Genomic DNA, 23,546 nt, shown 5'->3' on the forward strand with positions numbered 1-23,546 from the left:
CGGCTGCCGCGGCGGGGCCTGACGCGACCGGCACCCCGCCGCGGGGTGCCGCGCTGTGCCGGTCGCATCCGGCGACCAGCGAAGGAACTTCTGTCCAGATGTCCACGATGCACAGCTTCCCCACCCTCCGCACACCGCGCGGCCCGGTTCCCGCCGACTCCCCGGCGTGGAACCCGCAGCGCGCCGGCGACATGCCCTCGCACCGCTACCGTTCCGCCTTCGAGCGGGTGAACATTCCGGCCGTGGACCGCCGTTGGCCGGACACGCGGATCGAGAAGGCGCCCCTGTGGGTGCCCGTGGACCTGCGCGACGGCAACCAGGCGCTGGCGGAGCCGATGGACACCCCGCGCAAGCGGCGGATGTTCGACCTTTTGGTCACCATGGGGTTCAAGGAGATCGAGATCGGCTACCCGTCCGCCAGCCGGACGGACTTCGACTTCGTCCGCCACCTGGTGGAGGGCGAAGCGGTCCCGGACGACGTCACCCCCGTCGTCTTCACTCCGGCCAAGCCGGACCTGATCGCGCGGACCTTCGAGTCGGTGGCCGGGATGGACCGGGCGGTGGTCCACCTCTACATCCCGACCGCCCCGGTCTGGCGCGACGTCGTCCTCGGCCGGGACCGCGCGCAGGTGTGGGCGACCGTGCGGGAGGCGGCGGAGCTGATGGACCGGCTGGCCGGAGGACACCCCGCGACGGAAGTCCGGTTCGAGTTCTCCCCCGAGGTCTTCGTGCTGACCGAACCGGACTTCGTCCTGGAGATCTGCAACGGGCTGACGGCCCTCTGGGACGCGTCCCCGGACCGGCCGGTGATCCACAACCTGCCCGCCACGGTGGAGATCGCGACTCCCAACGTCTACGCCGACCAGATCGAGTACATGCACCGGGCGCTGGACCGCCGGGAGTCCGTCATCCTCTCCGTCCACCCGCACAACGACCGGGGTACCGGGGTGGCCTGCGCCGAACTCGCCGTACTGGCCGGCGCCCAGCGGGTGGAGGGCTGCCTCTTCGGCAACGGCGAACGCACCGGCAACGTCGACCTGGTGAACCTGGCGCTCAACCTGCACGCCCAGGGGGTCGACCCCATGGTGGACTTCTCGGACATCGACGAGATCCGCCGCACGGTCGAGCACTGCAACCGCCTCGCGGTGCCGCCGCGCCACCCGTACGCGGGAGACCTGGTGTACACCGCCTTCTCCGGCACCCATCAGGACGCCATCAGCAAGGGGTTCGCGCATCACGAGCGCACCGCCTCGCCGACCTGGGACGTGCCGTACCTGCCGATCGACCCGGCGGACGTGGGGCGCGGTTACGAGGCCGTCATCCGGGTCAACAGCCAGTCCGGCAAGGGCGGGATCGCCCATCTGCTGCACAGCTCCCACGGCGTGGACCTGCCCGCCCGGATGCGGCCCGACTTCTCCCGTACCGTGCAGCGGTCGACCGACGACAGCGGCCTGGAGGCCACGGGCAAGGACCTGTGGGAGCTGTTCACGGCGACCTACCTGGCGCCGGGCCAGGACGGTCCGGTGACACTGGAGACGTGGACCGCCGACGTCACCGCCGACGGGGAGCACCGGTTCGTGTGCGCGCTGCGCACCGAGGGAAGCGGCGGCGACGTGACGGGTGACTACGAGGGCACCGGCAACGGCCCCCTGTCGGCGTTCGTCCGGGCGCTGGCGGGCGCCGGCCACGAGGTGGAGATCCTCGACTTCACCCAGCACGCGACGACCGGCGGCCAGGACAGTGCGGCGATGGCGTACGCGGAGTGCCGGGTCGGCGGCCGGACGGTCTGGGGGGCGGGCCGGGACACCTCGGGGCTGACCGCCTCGGTGCTGGCGGTGCTCTCGGCGGTGAACCGGGCGGGGTGAGCCGGGCGTTCGGACCGGGCCGGGTGAGCGCAGAACCACGGCAGTCCGGACCGGCTCGTCAGACCACGGCGAGCCGGTCCGCCAGGAGCTCGATCCTCCGCGCGGCGTCCTGCGGCAGTAGCCGTCCCGCCCGGGTCAGGGTCGCCAGGCCGTGCAGGGACGCCCAGAACACCTCGGTGAACAGGCCCGGATGGACGCCCGTTCCGGCGACCTCGGCCAGGGTTTCCAGCAGCGCGGCGAAAGCGTCCTTGAGGGGCTCCGGGGTGTCCTCCTGCGCGTACGCGAGGCCACCGTCGAGCTGGAAGATGGCGTCGTAGACCGCCGGATGGCGTTCCGCGAAGACGAGGTAGGAGCGGGCGAGGGCGATGACCCGTTCGTGCGGGAGGGTCGCGCCCGATGTCGCCGCTCGGACCGCCGCCGCCAGCTCGGCGGCACCATCGAGGGCGACGGCACCGATGATCTCGCGTTTGCCGCGGAAGTGGCTGTAGAGGACGGGCTGGCTGTACTCGATGCGCTCGGCGAGCCGGCGGGTGGTGACCGCCTCCCAGCCATGCTCCTCGGCGAGTTCGCGGGCTGTCGCCACGATGAGGCGCTCACGTTCGGCCCGTTCGCGCCGCTTGCGTTCCTGTACCGACATGATCCGATCCTAGCATCGCTAGACATAAGAGCGGCAGCAGCGGTAGCGTCGACTCAACTGCTAGCGACGCTAGATCTCGAAGGGATCGCCATGCTCCACACGCTCGAAGTCGTCACCACCGTGATCGTCGGCCTGATGGTGGGGGTGGAGTTATCCGTCGCCTTCATCATGAACCGGATCCTCAACGCCCTCCCCGAGGACAGCGGTCAGCTCGGCCATGCCCACGGGGGCCGGATGCTCGGCGCCGTGATGCCGGTCTGGTACATCGGCTCGCTCGTCCTCGTCGCGGCCTGCGGCATCGCCGGCCGCCACCACCACGGCGACGGCCTCGTCATCGCCGCCGCGGTGCTGCTGCTCCTCAGCGTGGTGATGTCGGTCCTCCTGCTCGTCCCGATCAACAACCGCGGCAAGACGTGGACTCCCGGGAACCGGCCCGAGGACTGGAAGCAGCAGCTGAACCGCTGGGAGCGGTGGCACTACGCCCGCGTCACCGTCCTGGTCGCCGCCTTCGCCGTGCTGGTCGCCGGGCTCACCTGAACCGGCGGACCCGCCCGCCCGGCCGAGCCGCGACCGCCCGGTCGGCGGATCGGCGCACGCCACGCGCCGCGGCGGCCCCGGCCACGCGGCCGGGCCCGGTTCGGGCACGCGTGCCGCGGTCATCACCGTACTGACGGCCCCCGCGAACACCGGGGGACGACGGAAACAGCGCTCAGTCGAACGCGTTCGGCGGCGGTGCCGGGGACGCCTTGGCGACCGCGTCGGTGACGACCGCCGCCCCGCCGGTGAAGTCGGCCAGCGCGCGGCCGTGTTCGACGCGGCCGGGGTGCGGGTCGGTGGCGACCCGGCGGGTCAGTTCGGCGACGGCGACGGGCCGGTCGGAGGCGACGAGCACGGCGTTGCCGAAGCGACGGCCGCGCCAGACCGTGGGGTCGGCGGCGAGCGCCAGTTCGGGGAAGTGCGCGGCGGCGGTGGCGATCTGGCCTCGCAGATGGGCCAGCGGCGGCCCGTCCGCGAGGTTGGCGACGTAACTCCCGCCCGGTTTCAGCGCCCGCCGCACCTCGGCGAGGAACTCGGTGGTGGTCAGGTGCGCGGGGGTGCGCGCTCCGCCGAACACGTCGGCGACCACGAGATCGGCCCAGCCGTCGGGTATTTTGCCGAGCCCTTCACGGGCGTCGAGGGCACGGACGCGGACCCGGGCCTGCGGGTCGAGCGGCAGTTCCTGGCGGACGAACGCGACGAGCGGGGCGTCGATCTCGACGATCTGCTGCGTGGAGCGGGGGCGGGTGGCGGCGGTGTACCGGGCGAGGGTGAAGGCGCCGCCGCCCAGGTGCAGGACGTGCAGCGGGGTCCCCGGAGGTGCGGCGAGGTCGATGACGTGGCCGATCCTGCGCTGGTACTCGAAGGAGAGGTACGTCGGGTCGTCGAGGTCCACATGGGACTGCGGGGCGCCGTCGAGCAGGAGGGTCCAGGCGTTCCGGCGCTCCTTGTCGGGGGCGAGTTCGGCCCGGCCGCCGTCGACGGTCGCGGTACGCGGCTCCCGCCCGCGCCCCGACCGGTCGGCCCGCTCGTTCCGTTCGGAACGGTCGCTCCGGTCGTTCCGCTTGCCGGGCTTCTCGCTGCCCGCCCCTCCTCGACGTGCCACGTCGTCCGCCTTCACCGCCCCGTCCGTACCGGTCCCGCGTCCTGGTCGCGCGGGCCGGCCGGGGCGAGGAGAACGCCGGGGACAACCCCGCCCACCTGGACATTATGGGCTCAGCGGCAGTTGTCGGCCGCTTCGATCATGCGGGCCGCCTGGTCGAGCGCGGCCCGCAGGGCGGCGGGGTCGGTGACCGGGGCGTCCTCGGCGGGCGGCAGCAGCCAGCCGGTTCCGGAGACGGGCGCCTCGTCGGGGAGGCGGAGCCCCCGGCCCTCGGTGCTCGTACACGCGCTGCCCGGTACGTCCCAGCCATCGGCGGTACCGGGCGGCACCAGGAAGCCGACGGTGTCGCCGGCCCCGTCGTGGAGCACCGGCCCCACCGCGACCAGGTCCGCGCCCCGGCGCAGGATGTCCACGGCCTCCAGCCCCTGCCGGGCGGGGACGGTGACGAGATCACACAGGTGTGCGGCGCACCCCTCGATCGGGGCCGATGTCGCGTGCGGGGGAACGGCCGGCCGCGCCCCCGCGTCCTTCGAGGTGGCCGCGGTGTTCCATGGGCCGGTCTCCGTGCCGAGGTGAAGCATGGGAACCCCTCCTGTCGTCGCCTGACGGAGCCACGCCCCGTCTCCGCATGGACCAACGCGCCGACCGCGTCAAGGGCTACGGTGCCGAGCCGCCGCAAAGGGTGGCAGTTCATGGCGGATCACGGCCGAGATGCCCCCCTTTGTCGCGAAACACTGCGTGAACGGTCCGTCACACCAGGTACGTTCTTGCTCCGCCGGGACACCAGAGGCATGCGCCCGGCTGCACCAGAGAGGGCCACGCCATGGTGTCGTCACGGGCCGTTCCCAACCTCGTCTTCCGCCAGTTGCGCGGAGCGCGCTCGGCGGGAGAGTTCGCGGCGGCAGTCCGCAGGGCCGCCCGCGAGATCGGCGAGCAGGTCGCCTGCGACGCCCGCTACATCGGTCGCGTGGAGTCCGGCGAGATCCGGTGCCCGAACTACGCGTACGAACGGGTCTTCCTGCACATGTTCCCCGGCGCCACCCTGGGGGACCTGGGCTTCTCGGACCGGGAGAGCGTGCGCGGACGTTCGGCGCGCACCCGCCTGCCGGCGGCCTGGAGATCGCTGTCCGCGGACACGGTTCCGGTCCTCTCCGTACCCAGCGACATCGAGGAGAGCGACGTGCTGCGTCGCGTGTTCATGACGAGCGGCACCGCCGGTGTGGCGACCGCATCGATCGGGATCGGCGCCCACCGGGCGGCCGGGACCCCGATCGTCCTGCCCGCCCAGCGACGGGCCGGCGAAGCCGAGGTGCGTTCCGTGGAGGAGGCGGTGCGCGAGATCCGCGTCCTCGACGACCGGCACGGCGGCGACGGGCTCTACCGCCGTGCCGCCCAGCCGCTGCGGGCCGCGTACGCCCTGCTCGACTCGGGGACGCCCACCCGGCGCGCCACCGCCGACCGGCTGCACGCCGGGGCCGGGGAACTGGCCTTGTCGGTGGGGTGGCTGGCCCACGACTCGGGGCGGTTCGACGACGCGCGCTCGTACTACGCGGAGGCACTGGCCACCGCCCGGGTCGCGGGCGACGACGCGCTGGAGGCGCACGCCTTCTGCAACACGTCGTTCCTGGCCCGGGACGCAGGGCGGCCGAGGGAGGCGGTCCGGGCGGCGGAGGCCGGGCAGCGGGCGGCCCGCTCGGTCGGCTCGCACCGGCTGCTGGCCCTGCTCGCCCTGCGCGAGGCGGGCGGCCGGGCCGGGCTCGGGGACCGTACGGGATGCGACCGGGCGATCGCGCGGGCCAGGGCGGCGTTCGACCGGGGGCCGGCCGAGCGCGATCCGGAGTGGATGAGCTTCTTCCGCGAGGCGGAGATGCACCTGCTGGAGGCGCAGTGCTGGTCGGCCCTGGGCGACTGGCCCCGGGCGACCCGGCACGGCCGGCGGGCCACCGCGCTCCAGGACCCGCACTTCACCCGGAACCTCGCGCTCTACCGTGCCCAGCTCGCGGGCGACCTGGCCCGGGCCGGGGCGGCGGAGGAGGCGGTCCGCTCCGCGCACCAGGTGCTGGACCTGCTGGACCGGGTCCGCTCCTCCCGGATCAGCGGGATGCTGGCGGGGACGGTGCGTGTGCTGGGCGCCGACCGGGACGCGACGGCGGTGGCGGGCCTGCTGGAGCGGTACCGGGCGGAGCACCGGGGCTGAACCCGGTGGCGCCCGGGGCGGTGCTCAGCGCTCCAGGTGGCCGGTGTCGTTCCACCGCTCCACGGCGGGCATCCCGTAGGCCCAGCCCAGCACGGACAGCGAGGTCGGCTCCAGCCGGACGCGGGCGCCGAACATCAGGTCCTCGCCCAGCCAGCGCGCGGCGATCGACCGCAGGATGTGGCCGTGGGCGAAGACGAGGACGTCGCGTTCGCCGGAGCGCACCCGCTCGACGATCCCGTCCGCGCGGGCCGTCATCTCGGCGGTGGACTCCCCGCCGGGAACCCCGTCGCGCCAGATCAGCCAGTCGGGCCGGTCCGCCTTGATCTGCGCCGGGGTGAGGCCCTCGTAGTCGCCGTAGTCCCACTCCATCAGCGCGTCCCAGGTCTCCGCCCGGTCCCCGAAGCCGGCCAGTTCGCAGGTCTCGGCGGCCCGGACCAGCGGGCTGGTGCGGATGTCCGTGTCCGGCAGCCCGGACCAGGGGGCCCGGTGCAGCCGCTCGCCGAGCAGCTTGGCGCCCTCCCGCCCCGAGTCGAGCAGCGGGATGTCGGTCCTGCCGGTGTGATTGCCCTGGACCGACCACTGGGTCTGGCCGTGCCGGGCGAGCAGGATGCGCGGTGCCATGAGCGGGCTCTCCCTGAGAACTGGGGGACGGCGGGGGCGCTTGCGGGACCACGGTGTCCGGGCGCCGGGAGGGACGCGCTCCGGCCTGCCGGCGGTGCGTGTCGTCTCCGTCCATCATCGCCCATGGCCGTGCGCCGGCATGAGGGCCGCCCCTCCGGGCACCTGTGCAGTGGTGCCGTGGGGCGGCCGAGCAACCTCACGGCCCGTACACACGTCCCCCTCTCCGCAGTACCCGGCCGAGGCGGCACCGCCCGCGGCGGCCCGGGGCAGGGGGCGAAAGGGACCCCCCGGGGGAAATCACGGCCGACGACCGCCGTACGGTTGAACGCCCGCCGTCGGACGCTTGAACAGGGGAGAGCCACCGGATGCCGCACGCCACGCCCGCACGCGCCTGCGGCCACCGGCCCCGCTGGTGGACGGAGCTGCCGCTCATAGCGGTGGTGTACGGGCTCTACTCGGCCGGCCGACTGCTCGTACGCGGGGACATACCGGCCGCCGTCGACCACGGCCTGTCGATACTCCGGCTGGAGAAGTCGCTCCACCTGAACTTCGAACACCCGCTCAACCGGCTGCTGACCTCGCACCCCTCGGTGGGCATACCCGCCGACTTCGCGTACGCGTCCCTGCACTACCTCGTGACCCCGGCGCTCCTCCTGTGGATGTACCGGCGCCGCGCCGCCGCCTACCGCACGGCCCGCACCTGGCTGCTGACCTCCACCCTGATCGGCCTGATCGGCTTCACGCTGCTGCCGACCTGTCCGCCCCGCCTCCTCGAAGCGGGACACGGGTTCGTCGACACCATGGCGCAGTACAGCTCCTACGGATGGTGGGGAGCCGAGGCGAGCGCCCCGCGCGGGCTCGGGGGCATGACCAACCAGTACGCGGCGATGCCCAGCCTGCACGTGGGATGGGCGCTCTGGTGCGGCGTACTGCTGTGGCGGTACGGACGGCATCCGCTGCTCCGCGCGCTCGGCGTCCTCTACCCCCTGACGATCCTCTTCGTGGTGATGGGCACCGCCAACCACTACTTCCTGGATGCCGTGGCGGGCGCCGCGGTGATGGGCGTGGGCGCGCTGCTGACCCGCCCGGTGATGCGGGCCGCCGCCCGCGTCACGGCCCGGTTGCGCGCTTTCGTCCCCCGGCGGCGTGCTCACGGAGCCCCGGTCGCGGCGACACGGCCCCCGATTGTCGGTGGCGGATGCGAGACTTCGGCGGGTGAGCGATTCCCCGGCCGGCGGACCCCCTCCGCATATCCCAGCGACGCGCCCCAGGCCTCCGGCTCCCCCGGCCGTGCGGCCGCCGGCGACAGCGCTCCGGCAGCGGCTCGCTGAGCTGCGCGGACCGACGGTCGTCCCGCATCCACTGGACGCCCGCGCGCTGGCCGCCCTCGCCGCCAACCCCGGCTGCAAGCGGCGGGCGCTGCTCGACGGCGCCGGTGTCGACAAGACCGGGCTGGCCGAGGCGCTCGGCTCCCCCTCGGGTTTCGGCCAGTCGCAGTTCGCGTTCATGCGCGGCAACGCCTTCGAGGCGCGGGTCAAGGCGGACGGCGGCACCGAGCTGCTGCGCCTGCTGCACGAGTGCCTCGGTGGTGGCGGTGAGCCGCCGCAGGGCGCCCGGATCCCCGATCTTTCGGCGGCCGGTCCCGAGGGCCGGACGGCCAGGACCGCGCTGGCCCTGCGGGAGGCGACCGCCGCCGGCGGCTGGAGCCTGCTGGACCACCCGATGCTGGCGCTGGAGGTGGCGGGTTCGCCCGCGTATCTGGAGCCGGACGCCGTGGTGGTGCATCCCGACGGCCGGTGGACGGTCATCGAGATCAAGTCGTTCCCGATGATCGACGGTTCGGCCGACGCGGCGAAGGTCGGTGCCGCCGCCCGGCAGTCGGCGGTCTACGTCCTGGCCCTGGAGGCGGTGGCCGCGCGTACCGAAGGCGCCGAGGTGGCGCACGAGGTGCTCCTCGTCTGTCCCAAGGACTTCTCCAACCTGCCGGCCGGCTCGGTCGTGGACGTGCGCAAGCAGCGTGCGGTGACCCGGCGCCAGCTGACCCGGCTCACCCGTATCGAGGAGATCGCCGCCCTGCTCCCGGAGGGCACCACCTTCGATCCGGGGTGCTCGGCCGAGGAGCTGACCGCCGCGGTCGAGGCGGTTCCGGCGGCGTACGCCCCCGAGTGCCTGGCCGCCTGCGAGCTCGCGTTCCACTGCCGGGCGAAGTCCCGCGCCCAGGGCGACGTACGGACGCTGGGGCGCGGGGTGAGCGGTGAGCTCGGCGGGCTGACGACCATCCGCGCGGTGCTGGACGCCGCCGCGGGCAAGGAGGGCGACCCGGCGGACCCGGCCGTCGCCGCGCTCCGCCGGGCTGCGGCCCTGCGTGCCGAGGCGCTGGAGGGCGCGGACGACCGGCGCGGTACGGCCGCGGAACGTACGGCTCCGGACGGCACGGCTCGGGAGGGCACGGCTCCGGACGGCACGACTCCGGACGGCACGACTCGGGAGGGCTCGACGGCATGTCACTGATCAGCACCCTGGCCCGGATGGAGGCCGTGGACAGCGGGCGGGCCCGGCCGCTGGCGACCGTGCGCCACCGGCATCTGACCGACCGGCCGCTCGTCCTGGTGCCGCTGACCACCTCCGGCGAGGCGGGAGCCCCGCTGGGCGCCCTGGTGGGCACCGACCGGGACGCGCCGAGGCTGCTGGCGGTGGCGCAGCCGCGCGACCGCGATCTGCGGTTCGCCTTCCTGGCGGAGTTGGCCGAGCTGGTGCTGCCGCACATCGAGACGTACGCGGACGTGGTCGAGCCTGCCGAGCGGAGCGAGACCGATCCGGAGACCGGGAAGAAGGTCAAGGTCGAGGTCGAGCTGTGCGTGGACGCCGCGCAGTTGATCGTGCCGAGCCGGGCGGGGATCGACCTGGTGCGGCTGCTGGGGCGGTCGATGCGGTTCCGGCGTACCGCGGAGGACGATCCGGACACCCCGTTTCCGGCACCGCCCCGGGTGCCGTTGCTCGGGCGCTGGCTGACGCACTACGCGGAGCGGGCCCGGGTGCCGGGTTCGTCGATGCTGCTGGCCACCACGGATCTCCTGAACCGCCACTGGGCGACGGGGCAGAGCAGTGTGGAGGACCAGCACCTGGGGGCGCTGCTCGCCTGGATCGATCCGCCGGACGGCCTCTCGGGCGCCCGGGCGGCGCTCCGGGCGGAGCTGGAGCGGGACCGGGACGGCCAGTTGGTCTGCCCGCCCGCTGGTCCGGCCACCGATCCGGCGTTCGACAACCGGCTGCTGGCGCCGGCGATCGAGCGGTACGACCGGGCCCGCACCGCGCTCGCGGCGGCGGAGGACGGGCTGGACGCGGACGGGCGGCTCGGGGACCTGCACGCCGCCGAGCGGGAGATCCGTTCGCTGCTGGCCCGGGTGATGCTGCCGACCTGGGACGCGGTGTGGCGCGGGCTCGACCTGCTGCGGGAGCTGCCGGAGGGGTCCAGGGTCGGGGAACGCTGGACGGGAGACCGCTGGTCGTTCACCGGCCACCGGGACAAGGTGGGCTCGGGCGAGCCGCCGCAGCCGCGCCGGGACGACGCGGTGACCGCGGCCCGCAAGCTCTCCTCCCGGGAGACCGCGCAGGCGCGGCTGGACGCCCAGGAGGCGCTCGACGATCCGCTGGTGCTGGCCTCCCGCCGGCTGAACGGCGAGGCGTTCGTCGGCGAGGTGACCGGGGTGGAGATGGCGTACACGGAGTCCAAGCGCCCCTCCCCGCGCCCGCTGGTCACGGTCCGCACCACCGAGCGCCCGCAGTTGGGCGAGCGGACGAAGGTGTACCGCTCGCTGGACGGGAAGCCGCAGTCGGCGGAGTTCGTCCGGTACGCGGGCCCCGGCACGGGCCCCGACGGCACCGGACTCCCCGAGGACGGCTCGGAGGTACTGCTGGTGCTGCGCGTCCTGGACCGGATGGGGCGCGGCAGGGAACCGGCCCCCGGGTCGCTGCCCGAGCCGGGCGAGCGCACGGTGTGGACGCTCTTCGAGCACGACCAGCGGGGCGGCCCGGCGTTGCCGGACGCCGAGGAGACCCCGTGGACGCACGGCGGCCCGCCGGGTGCGACCGCGGAACAGCCCGACGCCGTGACCCCGGAGGACGTGCTGTGACCGACGTACGTGTGGCGGAGGAACTCGCGGCGGCCGGGGCGTTCGACCCGGGCGCCGCGGCGGCGCGGGCCACCGGCGCGATCCTCCACGACACCCTGCACGGCGACGCCCGGGGTGTCGTGGTGAACTCCCCGCCGGGCGCGGGCAAGTCCACGCTGGTGGTCCGCGCCGCGCTGGAACTCGCGGCGGCCGGACGCCCGTTGATGGTAATCGCGCAGACCAACGCGCAGGTCGACGATCTGGTGCTGCGGCTCGCGGAGAAGGAGCCGGAGCTGCCGGTGGGGCGGCTGCACAGCAGCGACTCCGACCCGTACGACAAGGCGCTGGACCGGCTGGAGAACGTCCGCAAGTCGGCGAAGGCGGCCGACCTCGCCGGTCTCGACGTGGTCGTGTCGACGGCCGCGAAGTGGGCGCACGTGAAGAACGTCGAGCCGTGGGAGCACGCGATCGTCGACGAGGCGTACCAGATGCGCTCGGACGCGCTGCTCGCCGTGGCCGGGCTCTTCCGGCGGGCGCTGTTCGTGGGCGACCCGGGGCAGTTGGACCCGTTCTCGATCGTGGGCGCGGACCAGTGGGCGGGGCTGAGCCACGATCCGTCGGCGAGCGCCGTCTCCACCCTGCTGGCGCACAACCCGCGGCTGCCGCAACACCGGTTGCCGGTCTCCTGGCGGCTGCCGGCCTCGGCCGCGCCCCTGGTGTCGGACGCCTTCTACCCGTACACGCCATTCCGCAGCGGTACCGGCGACGGGGACCGGACGCTGGGGTTCTCGCGGGCCTCGGACGGCTCGGGCCCGGACCGGGTGCTGGACGTGGCGGCGGAGGCCGGCTGGGGGCTGCTGGAGCTGCCCGCCCGCCACACCCCGCGCACCGACCCGGAGGCGGTACGCGCGGTGGCGCTGGTGGTCCGCAGGCTGCTGGACCGGGGCACCACCGCGACCAGCGAACGTTCGGCGGACCCGGTGCCGGTGACGGCGGACCGGATCGCGGTCGGTACGGCCCACCGCGACCAGGCGGCGGCGGTGCGCGCGGCCCTCGCCGGGCTGGGGGTCACGGGCGTGGCGGTGGACACCGCGAACCGGCTGCAGGGGCGGGAGTTCGACGTCACCGTGGTGCTCCACCCGCTCTCCGGGCGGCCCGACGCCACCGCCTTCCACCTGGAGACGGGCCGGCTCTGCGTGCTGGCCTCCCGCCACCGGCACGCGTGCGTCGTGGTGTGCCGGGCGGGGGTCGCGGACCTGCTGGACGAGCATCCGTCGACGGAACCGGTGCAGCTCGGCGTGGAGGTGAAGTTCCCGGACGGCTGGGAGGCCATGCAGTCGACCTGGGAGCACTGGTCGAAGCACCGGGTGTCCTGGGCGGGTTGACGGATCGGACCGGGTCCGTCGAGGTCAGCTCCGCCCGGTCCGCCCGGCGCGGCGCCGCTGGACGGCGCACGCGAGCATCCAGGCGGAGACGAGCAGCATCAGCGACCAGAGCACGAGGAACCCCCATTGGTGGTCTCCGTCATGGAACCTCCGCACTATGTCGCCGAAGATCACGAGGGACAGCAGGAAGGTCAGCGGCGCGACGGCCGGCCGGGATCGTTTGATCATGCACGCATGGTCGGACCCCGCCGTCCCCGTGTCCACCGCGGCCCGGTGAACTTTTCCCGTCGGTTCAACGTACCCGCGCCGCCTCTCCCCCTCAGCTCTGCCGGGTCCAGCGTCGCGAGGCGTCGCCGTCGCGCACCGTGGAGCGGGGCAAGGAGCTCCGCGACGCACAGGAGGCCCGGCTCTCGCCGTTCGCGCTCTGGCTCGACGCCCACGTCGAGACCGGCGAACTCGCGCCGCTCCCGATGGCGTTGACGGAGTCGCTGGTCCTCGGGCCGGTCGTCGCCGTGGCCCGGCGCCGGCCCTCCGGCATCGACGGCGTGGACCTCGACGAGGCGGCGCGCGTCCTGCCGGACCGCATCCGGCGGTCCCTGGCACCCCGACCGGCCCCTCGCCCCGGCCCGGCGCCGCCCGGCGGATCGGCGGGGAACGCGGGGGCGCGCAGGCCGAACACTTCCGGCCGGTGTTTTCCGGCCGGTCCGCACGGACAGACTTGTCCGGGGTCACCACGGAGTACGGCGAACACCACGCGCCGGCGCCCCATCGCACCGCACCGGCATACCCGCGGCCGCGGAATCATTCGATGCACCGGACACGTTCGCCACCAGGGGCGTCCGTGACCCGAGCCCCCGCGGACGGGGCCGCGCCGGCCCCGGACACCGGACTTGCGCCGGGTTGGACAATGGAGGGTGGCCGTCCGGCCTTCCCGAAGGAGGAAAACGCACATGGCTCAAGCCGACCGGAACGCGCAGCCGAGGCTGCGCCCCGCCCCGCTGCTCTTCGAGCCCGCGGAGGCGGCGTCCGACCCCGAGCACTTCTTCCACCTGGAGTCGATGGACGATCCGGCGGAGCTGCTGGCCCGCGCGACCGAGCTGACGCACGCGTTCCGGGCGGCCACCGACCGGAGCATCGAGTTCCAGGCTCTCGCCGCCGCCCAGCTCGCCGACCCCCGCCGCTTCGACCGGCTCACCGCAGCCGATGTCGCGGAGCGCGCGGAGTGGACCGAGGACTACGCGGAGAAGATGATCGAGTTCGGCCGGTCCCTGCTGAAGTCGCCCCGCCCCTGACGCCCGCCCCTGCCGGACGCCGCCCCCTGGCGGACCCCCGCCCGTGCCGTCGGCCCCCTGCCGCCATCCCGTGAAACCCGCCCCCGACCCCGACCCCTGGGGCGGCCCCCGGCGCAGCCCCTCGGCGTCGGCCCCCGGCACGGTCACTCCGGGTACAGCTTCTGGCATATGCCCGCGGGCAAGATACCCGGCATGGTGATGCCCTGTCCTGGATTCGGCGACACTCGGCGTCAGCCCCGTCACGCCCGGTAGACCTGTCTCCATGACCGCATGGCTGGAAGACGAAACGTCCCTGCAGACCCGTGACCCGCGCACCGGCGTCGGCACCCTCCCTCCCCTGCGGAGTCAGGCCGCTCACCAGCCCGCCGAGGTCACCCCCGCCGGAGCCGTCTGGCTGGCCGGCTCCACCGCGAACCCGCGCACCACCCTCAGCCGCTGGCAGGCGAGCCCGGCCTCGCCGGGCGTCCTGCCGTGCGGCACCGCGTTCGACGTGGTCAGCGTCCCCTCGCTGTTCGGGCGGCGGATGCTGGAGCGGCTCTGGGCGGAGGGGCCGGGCTCCGGCCCCGTCGCCACCCACCGCGGCCGGACCCTGCTCTTCGCGACCCCCGGCACCGCCCAGCGGCTGCCCTCGCTGCTGGCCTGGGAGGAGTGGGGCACGGGGGCCGCGCGCCCGGAGGGCGGCTCGCGCACCCTGCCCCCGGTGCTCTGCCACGGCACCGGCGACGCGGTGACCGTACCGCCGCTGACCTGCGACCCCGCCGCCCCGGGGCCGCAGTGGGTGGTCGCCCCCGACACCCGCACCCCCTGGCTGCCCGGTCCCGACGTGCTGCTCTGGGCCTGCGTACGGGCGGCCCGGAGCACGCTCCCCCCGGTGTCCGATTACTCGATTTTTCCTCCGGCGGATCTGGATGCTAATGTCTACGACGTCAGCAGGCGCCGCTAGCTCAGTTGGTTAGAGCAGCTGACTCTTAATCAGCGGGTCCGGGGTTCGAGTCCCTGGCGGCGCACCGACGGAAGAAGCCCCTCGCGCAAGCGGGGGGCTTCTTCGTGTTCCGGGGGTGGCCTCGAACCGCCCGGGAAGGCCCGGGCGGCCGGGTCTCAGGTCCCGGTGGTGATCCGTACGGTCCAGGAGCCGGACGGGGTACGGTCGGCGACCTCGATCCGGGTCCGCTCCCCGGGCACGCTGTACGTCTCCCCGACGGAGAGCGGGGCGTCCGCCAGCGGCGGGTAGACCGAGCGGTCCCAGCAGGCCTCGGTGTCCGGGTGGGTGTCCAGCACCTCCACGGGGCCGCCGCCGGAGGCGGTACCGCTGCGCACCCGGTAGACCAGGACGCCTTCGGTGCAGGTCGAGCGGTCGTTGCCGGTGGCGCCGCGGGCCTCGATGGCCAGTGCGCTGTCCTCGCCCGTCCTGACGACGGCGAGCCGGGTGCCCATGGTGCCGCCGGGGACGGGGGCGGCGGCGACCGGTTCCAGGGTCACGTCGGCGTTCCCCTGGACGCAGACCACCTGCCGGTCGCCGAGCCAGCCGAGCTTCCACTTGTGCCAGGCGAAGAGGTCCGGCGAGAGCCCGAACTGGCTGCCCATGACGTCCCAGTCGCCGACGTAGGTGTCCCAGTCGCCCTTGCCGTCCGTGGGGCGGTGGTAGAGGTCGGCGAGGTCGAAGACGTGCCCGGTCTCGTGGGCGAGGACATTGCGGTCGGGCGGGTGCTGTTCGAAGACGGTGACCACGCGCCTGATGTCCGTGCCGTCGGCGGTGATCGGCCGGTCGAAGTTGACGACCTTGGTGGCGTCCGAGTCGACGCCGGGCGCGTCGGGGTCGGCGACCAGGTAGACGATGTCGTAGGCGGAGAAGTCGACCTGCGGGTCCGCGGCCTCGACCGCGTCGTGCAGGTAGGAGGTCCGCCGCCCCGAGTCCCAGTCGCGCTCTATGCCGTACCAGGTGGACGGGTGCGGCATCCGTACCCAGCGCGTCCGCGGATGCACGCGGAGGGTGAAGGCACCGTAGCTGGCCCGCTCGAAGAAGGTGGTGGTCGAGGGGAAGTAGTCGGCGGCGAGCACGCCCGGCGGGACGACGGGGTCCGCGTCCGGGAAGGAGAGGAAGACCATGACCGCGTCGAGGCGCCGGACGGGACGCGGATAGGCGCCGTTCCAGCTGTCCAGCCCCAGCGAGTGGTGGGCCGGGGTACGGGGCAGTGCGCACGGTTTCACGCCGGCGTAGGCCGCGGCGGCCGGACCTGCGACGAGGGACATCGCGGCCAGCGCCAGGAGAGCGGTCAGCGCCGCCGTCACTCCGCGCGGACTCGGCTTCTCCACTCCCCCGGGCCCGTGCTGACGCGGCACATCTACCTCCGGGTGGAAATGCGGAACACCTCGTTCCACCCTGTGCCCGGACACCGCGCCCCGCCCGCTGGGCTGAACCACACGGGTCAGGGCGTGCCGGGCCGGGTTCCGTCGACGCCGTTGGCGTACCAGCCGGAGGCCCACGATCACGTAACGTCACATACGGTCATTCACTTCTCGGAATCCGACAGCGGGGCGCACCCCCGGAACGGAGTCGTACAGAAGGGAACAGTGGCGGGCAAAGCGGGAGGCCGTGCGGCGTGATGCCGGACCCTTGCGGAGGACGGTCGGCGGGACGTACGCGTCCGCCCGGGCCGCGGCGGCGGGTGCCGGACGGGCGGGCCGGGCTGGTACCGCCGACACCGCACCCTCTATGCTTCCTCACGTTTTCCCGCGTGGTTCGCGCTCCCGGCCCGGGGCGCCCCACCCGGTGGCCCGTCCGGCCACACCTGTTCACGACAATCTGCACAGCGGGAGCGAGCGGTGAGCGGAACCTCCGAAGGGCGCAGGCCCCCGGCAGGCACATCCCCCGGCGCGACCCCGACGGTGGACACGGAGAGTCACCATCCGGAGACCGCGCTGCTCGCCTACCGGTCCGCCTTCCGCAGCGCCACCTTCGCCATGGCCGTCGTGGACGGCTCGGGAGCGATCCTGCACGCCAACGAGACGCTCGCCCGGATGGCGGGCACCGGCACCACCGACCTCGCCGGAGTGCCCGTCGCCGGACTGGTGGGCCTCACCCCCGACGACCACGCCTGGCGGGCCTACCGCGAGGTGCTGCGCGGCCGGCGTTCCCGGTTCCGCTGCACCCGCCGGCTCAAGCACCGGGACGGGCGGCCGCTCTGGGCGGAGATCACCGTGGTGCCGATGGCCGACCCCTCGGCGGGCGACCCGGGCCGGGCGCTGCTGACGGTGGCCGACATCAGCGACCGGCACGAGCTCCAGCAGCGGCTGCGCCACCTCCAGATGCACGACGCGGTGACCCGGCTGCCCAACCGGACGCTCTTCTTCGAGCGGCTCTCGGCGGCGCTGGAGCTGTCGCCCTTCCAGGACAGTTCGCTGCTGCCGCGCCCCGGCCGGATCGGGCTCTGCTACCTGGACCTGGACGGCTTCAAGGCCGTCAACGACACCCTGGGGCACCGGGCCGGCGACCGGCTGCTCGCCGCCGTGGCCGGACGGCTGAGCGACGTCGCCGGGCGCGATCCGCACCACCCGGGCGGCAGCCACTTCGTGGCGCGGCTCGGGGGCGACGAGTTCGCGGTGCTGGTCGAGGAGTCGCAGGGCACCGAGCAACTGCTGGATCTGGCGCAGGCGCTGCTCACGGCGGTGCAGCAGCCGTTCGACCTCGCCGGGCAGCGGCTCTCGGTCTCCGCCTCGATCGGGGTGGTGGAACGCGCCTCGGCGGGCACCTCCCCCACCGGGCTGATGCAGGCCGCCGACACCACGCTCTACTGGGCGAAGGCGGACGGCAGGGCCCGCTGGACGCTCTTCGACCCCGAGCGCAACGCCCACCGGATGACCCGGCAGGCGCTCTCCTCGACGCTCAGGCCGGCCGTGGACCGCGGCGAGTTCGAGCTGGAGTACCAGCCGCTCGTCGGCATGGCGGACGGGGTGGTGCGGGGCGTCGAGGCGCTGGTGCGGTGGAACCACCCGCAGTTCGGGATGCTCGGGCCGAACCGTTTCGTCGCCATCGCCGAGGAGGACGGCTCGATCGTGCGGCTCGGCCGCTGGGTGCTGCGCACGGCCTGCCGTCAGGCCCGCCGCTGGCAGCTGGACCATCCGGACGGGCCCGCGCTGTTCGTCAGCGTCAACGTCGCCGTACGGCAGGTCTGGGACTCGGACCTGGTCGCGGAGGTCGGGGACATCCTCGCCGAGACGGGCCTCGACCCCGGGCTGCTGCAACTGGAGCTGACCGAGTCCGCCGTGATGGGTTCGGCGGGCCGACCGCTGCGGGCTCTCCAGGCGCTCAGCGACATGGGCGTACGGATCGCCATCGACGACTTCGGCACCGGCTACTCCAACCTCGCCTACCTGAGCCGGCTCCCCGTCTCCGTGCTCAAGCTGGACGGTTCCTTCGTCCGCGGCTTCCGGTACGACGACGGCGGTACGCACCCGAGCCCCGCCGACGAGACGATCGTGGAAGCGCTGGTGGAGCTGGCGCACCGGCTGGGGCTGACCGTGACGGCGGAGTGCGTGGAGACGGCGGAGCAGGCCGAGCGGCTGCGCCGGATCGGCTGCGACACCGGGCAGGGCTGGCTGTACTCGCGGGCGGTCGCGCCGGAGCGGATCTCCGAGCTGATCGGGGCGGGCGGTGTGGCCTCGGCCGGTGGTGCCACCGCTCCCGGTGCCCCGTGACCTCGGGGCACCGGGAGGACGTGCGGGCTCGGGCGGCTCAGAGCGTGGGCAGGCCGTACGCGTCGGCGATGAGCTCGTAGCTGCGCAGCCGGGCCTCGCCGCCGTGCGCGTTGGCAGTGATCATCAGCTCGTCGGCGCCGGTCCGCTTGGCCAGGTCGTCCAGACCCGCGCGGACCTGCTCGGACGTGCCGTGGACGATGTTGCCGAGCCACTCGTCCACGAAGTCGCTCTCCGCGAGGCCGAAGGTGTGCGCCTCGGCCTCCTCCGGGGTGGGCACCAGGCCCGGGCGGCCGGTACGCAGCCGCAGCATGCTGAGCGCCCCGGTGAGCACCTGGCGGCGCGCCTCGGCCTCGGTCTCGGCGGCGAGCGCCGCGGCACCGATCAGTGCGTACGGGGCGTCGAGCACCTCGGAGGGCCGGAAGGACTCCCGGTACAGGTCCAGGGCAGGAATGGTGTTCCGGGCCGAGAAGTGGTGCGCGAAGGCGAAGGGCAGCCCGAGCACGCCGGCCAGCCGGGCGGAGAAACCGGAGGAGCCGAGGAGCCAGATCTGCGGGCGGGCCGGGGACTGCACCCCGCCGTCGGAGGTGGCCTGCACGGGCCCCGGGACGGCGTGGATACGGGAGTAGGGGTGGCCGTCCGGGAAGTCGTCGTCCAGGAAGCGGGTCAGCTCGGCGAGCTGCTGCGGGAAGTCGTCGGCGCCCTCGCCCAGCCGGTCGCTCCGGCGCAGCGCGGCGGCGGTGGCGCCGTCCGTACCGGGGGCGCGGCCGAGGCCGAGGTCGACGCGGCCGGGGGCCATCGCCTCCAGGGTGCCGAACTGCTCCGCGATGACGAGCGGGGCGTGGTTGGGCAGCATCACGCCGCCCGAACCGAGCCGGATGCGGTCGGTGTGGGCGGCGAGGTGGGCCAGGATCACGGCCGGAGAGGACGAGGCGACTCCGGGCATGGAGTGGTGCTCGGCGACCCAGTAGCGGTGGAATCCGCGCCGCTCGGCCAGCTTCACGATGTCCACGCTGGTGCGGAGCGCCTCGCTCGCGGTGCTGCCCTTGCCCACGGTCACCAGGTCGAGCACCGACAGGGGGACGGGGGCGTTCCCGCCCGCCGTCCCCCTGACGGTGTCGGCCCGGCCGCCGGCGGCCGGCTCGCCGTCGTTGCGGATCTCGTCGCCTCGGTTCTCGTCCACGTGTCGCTCTCCCGGTGCCACTGGTCATACGTATGCGTAACGAACCCGTGCAACAGGAGGTCGGCTCCGCTTATTCCGGCGGCGGGTGCGCGGCAGGTCGGCGCCGGGGACGGTGAGGCCGTCCGCCGCGCGCCGGGCCGCTGCCCCGCCGACCGTCACTCCCGCACTTCGAGCCCGCGCGGCTCGACGGTGCCGACCGGGGGCTCGCGGGTGGCGAAGAGGGCGCCGAGGCCCGGGGCCCAGACGTGGCGGTCGGTGAGCCGCAGGCCCTCCCAGACGGTGACCGGGTTGGCCGCGAGCACCGGCTTGCCGAGGAGTTCCTCCAGCTCGGTGACGTGCGCCGCCGTGTGGAGGGCGGTGTCGGGGAGGAGTACCGCCTCCGCGTCCGGGTGGTCGCCGGCGATGGCGAGTTCCCGGGTGAGGTCCAGGTCCCAGCCGGCCACCTCGGCCCCGGTGATGATCCCACTGCCCCTGGTCGCCACCACGTCGATGCCGGAGGCCGTCAGGAAGTCGCTGAACAGGGCGGCGACCTCGTCGGGGTAGGTCGCGGCGACCGCGACCCGCCGGACGCCGAGTTCCTCCACGGCGTGCGTGAAGGCGAAGGACGTGCTGGAGGCGGGCAGCCCGGCCGAGCGCGCCAGCGCGGAGATCTGCGCCTGGGCGCCGTCCCGGCCGAGGACGAAGCTGCCGCCCGTGCAGGCCCACACCAGGGAATCGGCACCGGCCAGCCGGAGCTCCTCCACACCTGCGTCCAGTCGCTCGGCGGAGCCCAGCTCACGCAGGGCCTGCACGTGGCGGACGTCGTCGCCGATCCCGGTACGGAACAGGGGCAGTCTGATGTCGCTGTCCAGCGTGATCTCGATCCGCGGGAAGTCGTCCTCGGCGCATTCGCCCGGGTAGAGAAGTCCGACGGTCGTCATGTCCACCCTTCCGTTTCGCCCGGACCAGTGGTCCGGGATCAGGGGCGGACCGCGTACGGACGGTGCGACCGGCCTCGCGGTCGCCCCTGTCTCTTCGTCTTCCTCTCACTCCAGTGTTCCCGACATCCGCTCCCGCACCCACCCGGACCGCCGGGCATCGCCCGGGGGCCGTGCCGAAGCGGCCCGGGGGCCGTGCCCGGGGCCTCGCGAAGGGGGGAATCCGGCCCGCACGGCCCCCGAGTCGGCGCTGATGTTCGACGGCGGACAGGTGGTCGAATCGGGGTGGCCGAAAAAATCTCCGCGTCCCCACAGGAATTCCCCCGGCATGTGGAAGGCCGCATACCCGCGGTGACCTGGCATTTGCCAATCCCGTTCATGTCTCTGGCATATGCCAGCCAGATGCACCCCAGCCCAGACGGGCCCAGAGGGGCCAAGAAGTGTCCAACAGCCCTGCCATGGGCACTTCTTGGCCACTATCGTGGACGCACAGCTTTGCGGTCGGACCTTGGGCAGGGGGCACCGTGACATTGCGACCGGAACCAACAGCGCCGTTCCACGCGGTGCAGCACGCCTTCCGCGTGCTCGAGGCGGTCTCGCAGCACGGCAGTGGCGTGACCGAAACGCAGATCGCGCGGGAGACCGCGCTGCCGCCGGCCCGGCTCACCTCCCTGCTGCTGACGCTGCGCCGCGAGGGATACGTCGAGCAGATCACCGACGGCGCCTACGTCCTCGGCGCCTCGCTGCTCCTCCTCGGCTCGGGCCCCACCCGGCGCCTCGCCCTGGAGGAGCGGCTCCAGCGCATCCTGGCGCAGCTGCGCGACACGGTCGGCGCGGCGGTCTACGTCAGCCGGTACGTCGACGGCGAGGTCACCGTGGTCCAGGTGCTCGACGGCCCCCTCACCCCGGCGGTCAGCGAGTGGGTCGACTTCCGCTCGGCGGCGCACGCCAGCGCGGTCGGCAAATGCCTGCTGGCCCAACTGGACCAGAACGCCCGGCGCGACCACATCTCGCGCCACCGCACCGCGCGGCTCACCTCCCGGACGATCACGGACGAGAAGGTGCTGCTGGCCACCCTCGACCACCACCCCGTGACGGTCCCGATGCTGGACCTCCAGGAGTACGCGGTGGGCACGGTCTGCGCGGCGGTCCCGCTGACGGCCGGCGGCTCGGCGGGCTGTCTGGCGCTGTCGCTCCCGGTCGGCGACACCTACCGGCTGCGCCAGGCCGCGGAATTGCTGAACCAGCAGGCCGCGCCGGTGCTGTTGTCGCTGGCGCTCTGACCTCCCCGACACGTACGGGAGGGCGGACCGGTCGGACCGGTCCGCCCCTCCGGTACGGGCTCAGCGGGCGATCCACACCGCGGTGTCCCGCGGCACTGCGCCGTCCGTCAGTTCGCCGCCGGCCAGCAGTACGGTCGCGCCGGCGGGCAGCTCGTACGGGCGCTCTCCCAGGTTGACCACGCACCGGAAGCTCTCGCCCCGGTCGAACACCAGCACATCCGGTCCGCCGTCCACCCAGGTCAGCGACTCCGGCAGCCCGATCAGGAGCTCCCGGCGGAGCGCCAGGCCCTTCCGGTAGAGCGCGAGGACGGAGTCGGGGTCGGCCTCCTGGGCCTGCACGCTGAGCGCGGACCACCCGGCCGGCTGCGGCAGCCAGGGGGCGAAGGCGCCTTCCGTGTCGTCCCCGGCCTCGGCTCCGTCCCCCGCGGAGAAGCCGAGCGAGGTCCCGGTCGTCTTCCACGGCAGCGGGACGCGACAGCCGTCGCGGCCCCGGTCCGTGCCGCCGGAGCGGACGAAGGTGGGGTCCTGGAGGAGGGCGTCGGGCAGGTCCTGCACCTCGGGCAGGCCGAGTTCGTCGCCCTGGTAGATGTACACCCCGCCGGGGAGGGCCAGGGTGAGGAGGGCGGCGGCGCGGCCCCGGCGGCGGCCGAGCACCGGGTCGCTGGGGTCGAGCAGCCGCTTGTCGCCCATGTCGAAGGAGGTGTCCTCGCGGCCGTAACGGGTGACGTGGCGGATGGTGTCGTGGTTGGAGAGCACCCAGGTGGGCGGGGCGCCGACCGGGGCGTGGGCGGCGAAGGTGGAGTCGACGACCCCGCGCAGGGCGGCCGCGTCCCAGGCGCAGCAGAGGAAGTCGAAGTTGAAGGCGGAGTGCAGTTCGTCGGGGCGCAGGTAGCGGGCGAACTGCTCGGGGCTGGGGAGCCAGACCTCGCCGACGAAGACGCGCTCGCCGTCGTAGGTGTCCAGGACCTTGCGCCAGGAGCGGTAGATGTCGTGGACGGGCGCGCAGTCCTGGTAGGGGAGGTCGGTGATGTCCGGGTCGGGGCCGACGTCGGGCAGTCCCGGCGCCTTCGCCAGTCCGTGGGCGACGTCGACCCGGAAGCCGTCGACTCCCCGGTCGAGCCAGAAGCGCAGGACGTCCTCGAACTCCTCGCGGACTTCGGGGTGTTCCCAGTTCAGGTCGGGCTGCTCGGGGGCGAACATGTGGAGGTACCAGGGTCCGGGGGTGCCGTCCGCCTCGGTGATCCGGGTCCAGGCGGGTCCGCCGAAGTAGGAGTTCCAGTCGTTGGGCGGCAGCGCTCCGTCGGGGCCCTTGCCGGGGACGAACCAGAAGCGCTCGCGTTCCGGTGAGCCGGGTCCGGCGGCGAGCGCCTGCTGGAACCAGACGTGCTGGTCGGAGCAGTGGTTGGGCACCAGGTCGACGAGGACCCGCAGCCCGTGTTGGTGGGCCTCGGTGATCAGCGCCTCGGCTTCGGCGAGGGTGCCGAAGAGGGGGTCGATGTCGCGGTAGTCGGCGACGTCGTAGCCCGCGTCCGCCATCGGCGAGGTGTACCAGGGGTTGAACCACAGTGCGTCCACGCCGAGTTCGCGCAGGTACGGCAGTCGGGCGCGGACTCCGGCGAGGTCGCCGGTGCCGTCGCCGTTGCCGTCGGCGAAGCTGCGTACGTAGATCTGGTAGATGGCGGCGTGCCGCCACCAGGGGGTGGTCACTCTGAGACTCCTTGCT

General features: G+C 73.8%; 20 protein-coding genes and 1 tRNA gene. 12 read left to right on the top strand and 9 right to left on the bottom strand.

Annotated elements, in window-relative coordinates:
- The first annotated feature begins 107 nt into the window (after positions 1-107).
- Positions 108-1,865: a 2-isopropylmalate synthase gene (locus OHA55_RS09510; RefSeq protein WP_266710496.1), complete on the top strand. Its 1,758-nt coding sequence runs from the start codon at positions 108-110 to the stop codon at positions 1,863-1,865.
- Between the two features lie 58 nt (positions 1,866-1,923).
- Here OHA55_RS09510 and OHA55_RS09515 read toward each other — a convergent pair whose 3' ends face one another.
- Entirely contained in the window at positions 1,924-2,502 is a 579-nt protein-coding gene (locus OHA55_RS09515; protein ID WP_266704709.1) for a TetR/AcrR family transcriptional regulator, read from the bottom strand.
- A gap of 90 nt (positions 2,503-2,592) precedes the next feature.
- Between OHA55_RS09515 and OHA55_RS09520 the strand changes: the two genes are divergently transcribed.
- Positions 2,593-3,039 (top strand): DUF1772 domain-containing protein, encoded by a 447-nt coding sequence (locus tag OHA55_RS09520; RefSeq protein ID WP_266704711.1) that lies wholly within the window; start codon positions 2,593-2,595, stop codon positions 3,037-3,039.
- Positions 3,040-3,211: 172 nt separating this feature from the next.
- Here OHA55_RS09520 and OHA55_RS09525 read toward each other — a convergent pair whose 3' ends face one another.
- On the bottom strand, positions 3,212-4,144 hold the full coding sequence (locus OHA55_RS09525) for a spermidine synthase (RefSeq protein WP_266704713.1): 933 nt from the start codon (positions 4,142-4,144) through the stop codon (positions 3,212-3,214).
- A gap of 110 nt (positions 4,145-4,254) precedes the next feature.
- On the bottom strand, positions 4,255-4,722 hold the full coding sequence (locus OHA55_RS09530) for a hypothetical protein (RefSeq protein ID WP_266704715.1): 468 nt from the start codon (positions 4,720-4,722) through the stop codon (positions 4,255-4,257).
- Positions 4,723-4,964: 242 nt separating this feature from the next.
- Here OHA55_RS09530 and OHA55_RS09535 point away from each other — a divergent pair, with 242 nt between their 5' ends.
- The gene (locus OHA55_RS09535; RefSeq protein WP_266704717.1) at positions 4,965-6,338 is read left to right on the top strand and encodes a tetratricopeptide repeat protein; all 1,374 of its coding nucleotides are present in this window, start codon (positions 4,965-4,967) and stop codon (positions 6,336-6,338) included.
- 24 nt (positions 6,339-6,362) lie between these two features.
- Here OHA55_RS09535 and OHA55_RS09540 read toward each other — a convergent pair whose 3' ends face one another.
- Complete coding sequence (locus OHA55_RS09540) at positions 6,363-6,959, bottom strand: histidine phosphatase family protein (protein WP_266704719.1); 597 nt, start codon at positions 6,957-6,959, stop codon at positions 6,363-6,365.
- Between the two features lie 365 nt (positions 6,960-7,324).
- Here OHA55_RS09540 and OHA55_RS09545 point away from each other — a divergent pair, with 365 nt between their 5' ends.
- From OHA55_RS09545 to OHA55_RS09560, 4 genes are read left to right on the top strand one after another with little or no spacing between them, the layout of a single operon-like run.
- Positions 7,325-8,290 carry a phosphatase PAP2 family protein gene (locus OHA55_RS09545; RefSeq protein ID WP_266704721.1) on the top strand — a complete coding sequence of 322 codons (966 nt, stop codon included), beginning with the start codon at positions 7,325-7,327 and terminating at the stop codon, positions 8,288-8,290.
- Positions 8,175-9,470 (top strand): hypothetical protein, encoded by a 1,296-nt coding sequence (locus OHA55_RS09550; protein WP_323180385.1) that lies wholly within the window; start codon positions 8,175-8,177, stop codon positions 9,468-9,470. The genes OHA55_RS09545 and OHA55_RS09550 overlap by 116 nt, the downstream gene beginning before the upstream one ends.
- Positions 9,461-11,092: a hypothetical protein gene (locus OHA55_RS09555; protein ID WP_266704723.1), complete on the top strand. Its 1,632-nt coding sequence runs from the start codon at positions 9,461-9,463 to the stop codon at positions 11,090-11,092. The genes OHA55_RS09550 and OHA55_RS09555 overlap by 10 nt, the downstream gene beginning before the upstream one ends.
- Positions 11,089-12,456, top strand: coding sequence for an AAA domain-containing protein (locus OHA55_RS09560; protein ID WP_266704725.1), 1,368 nt, complete (start codon positions 11,089-11,091; stop codon positions 12,454-12,456). The genes OHA55_RS09555 and OHA55_RS09560 overlap by 4 nt, the downstream gene beginning before the upstream one ends.
- Before the next feature lie 24 nt (positions 12,457-12,480).
- Here the strand turns inward: OHA55_RS09560 and OHA55_RS09565 are convergent, their stop codons facing one another.
- Entirely contained in the window at positions 12,481-12,684 is a 204-nt protein-coding gene (locus OHA55_RS09565; RefSeq protein WP_266704727.1) for a hypothetical protein, read from the bottom strand.
- A gap of 722 nt (positions 12,685-13,406) precedes the next feature.
- Here OHA55_RS09565 and OHA55_RS09575 point away from each other — a divergent pair.
- The 3 genes from OHA55_RS09575 (at position 13,407) to OHA55_RS09585 (ending at position 14,755) form a co-directional block, all read left to right on the top strand.
- Positions 13,407-13,748, top strand: coding sequence for a hypothetical protein (locus OHA55_RS09575; RefSeq protein ID WP_266704729.1), 342 nt, complete (start codon positions 13,407-13,409; stop codon positions 13,746-13,748).
- A 262-nt stretch (positions 13,749-14,010) separates the two neighbouring features.
- The gene (locus OHA55_RS09580; protein ID WP_266704731.1) at positions 14,011-14,691 is read left to right on the top strand and encodes a bifunctional DNA primase/polymerase; all 681 of its coding nucleotides are present in this window, start codon (positions 14,011-14,013) and stop codon (positions 14,689-14,691) included.
- Positions 14,682-14,755: transfer RNA gene (locus OHA55_RS09585), tRNA-Lys, on the top strand. The genes OHA55_RS09580 and OHA55_RS09585 overlap by 10 nt, the downstream gene beginning before the upstream one ends.
- 91 nt (positions 14,756-14,846) lie before the next feature.
- On the opposite strand, the gene OHA55_RS09590 is transcribed toward OHA55_RS09585, so the two are convergent.
- The gene (locus tag OHA55_RS09590) at positions 14,847-16,088 is read right to left on the bottom strand and encodes a M6 family metalloprotease domain-containing protein (RefSeq protein ID WP_266704732.1); all 1,242 of its coding nucleotides are present in this window, start codon (positions 16,086-16,088) and stop codon (positions 14,847-14,849) included.
- Positions 16,089-16,571: 483 nt separating this feature from the next.
- Here OHA55_RS09590 and OHA55_RS09595 point away from each other — a divergent pair, with 483 nt between their 5' ends.
- Positions 16,572-18,443, top strand: coding sequence for a bifunctional diguanylate cyclase/phosphodiesterase (locus tag OHA55_RS09595; RefSeq protein ID WP_266704733.1), 1,872 nt, complete (start codon positions 16,572-16,574; stop codon positions 18,441-18,443).
- A 37-nt stretch (positions 18,444-18,480) separates the two neighbouring features.
- Here the strand turns inward: OHA55_RS09595 and OHA55_RS09600 are convergent, their stop codons facing one another.
- Positions 18,481-19,599: an LLM class flavin-dependent oxidoreductase gene (locus OHA55_RS09600; protein ID WP_266710500.1), complete on the bottom strand. Its 1,119-nt coding sequence runs from the start codon at positions 19,597-19,599 to the stop codon at positions 18,481-18,483.
- 179 nt (positions 19,600-19,778) lie between these two features.
- Entirely contained in the window at positions 19,779-20,543 is a 765-nt protein-coding gene (locus OHA55_RS09605) for a decarboxylase (protein WP_266704735.1), read from the bottom strand.
- Positions 20,544-21,064: 521 nt separating this feature from the next.
- Here OHA55_RS09605 and OHA55_RS09610 point away from each other — a divergent pair.
- Positions 21,065-21,823, top strand: coding sequence for an IclR family transcriptional regulator C-terminal domain-containing protein (locus tag OHA55_RS09610; RefSeq protein WP_266704737.1), 759 nt, complete (start codon positions 21,065-21,067; stop codon positions 21,821-21,823).
- 60 nt (positions 21,824-21,883) lie between these two features.
- On the opposite strand, the gene OHA55_RS09615 is transcribed toward OHA55_RS09610, so the two are convergent.
- The gene (locus OHA55_RS09615; protein WP_266704739.1) at positions 21,884-23,530 is read right to left on the bottom strand and encodes an alpha-amylase family glycosyl hydrolase; all 1,647 of its coding nucleotides are present in this window, start codon (positions 23,528-23,530) and stop codon (positions 21,884-21,886) included.
- Between the last annotated feature and the right edge of the window lie 16 nt (positions 23,531-23,546).

The organism is Streptomyces sp. NBC_00102, assembly GCF_026343115.1.
GTDB lineage: Bacteria > Actinomycetota > Actinomycetes > Streptomycetales > Streptomycetaceae > Streptomyces.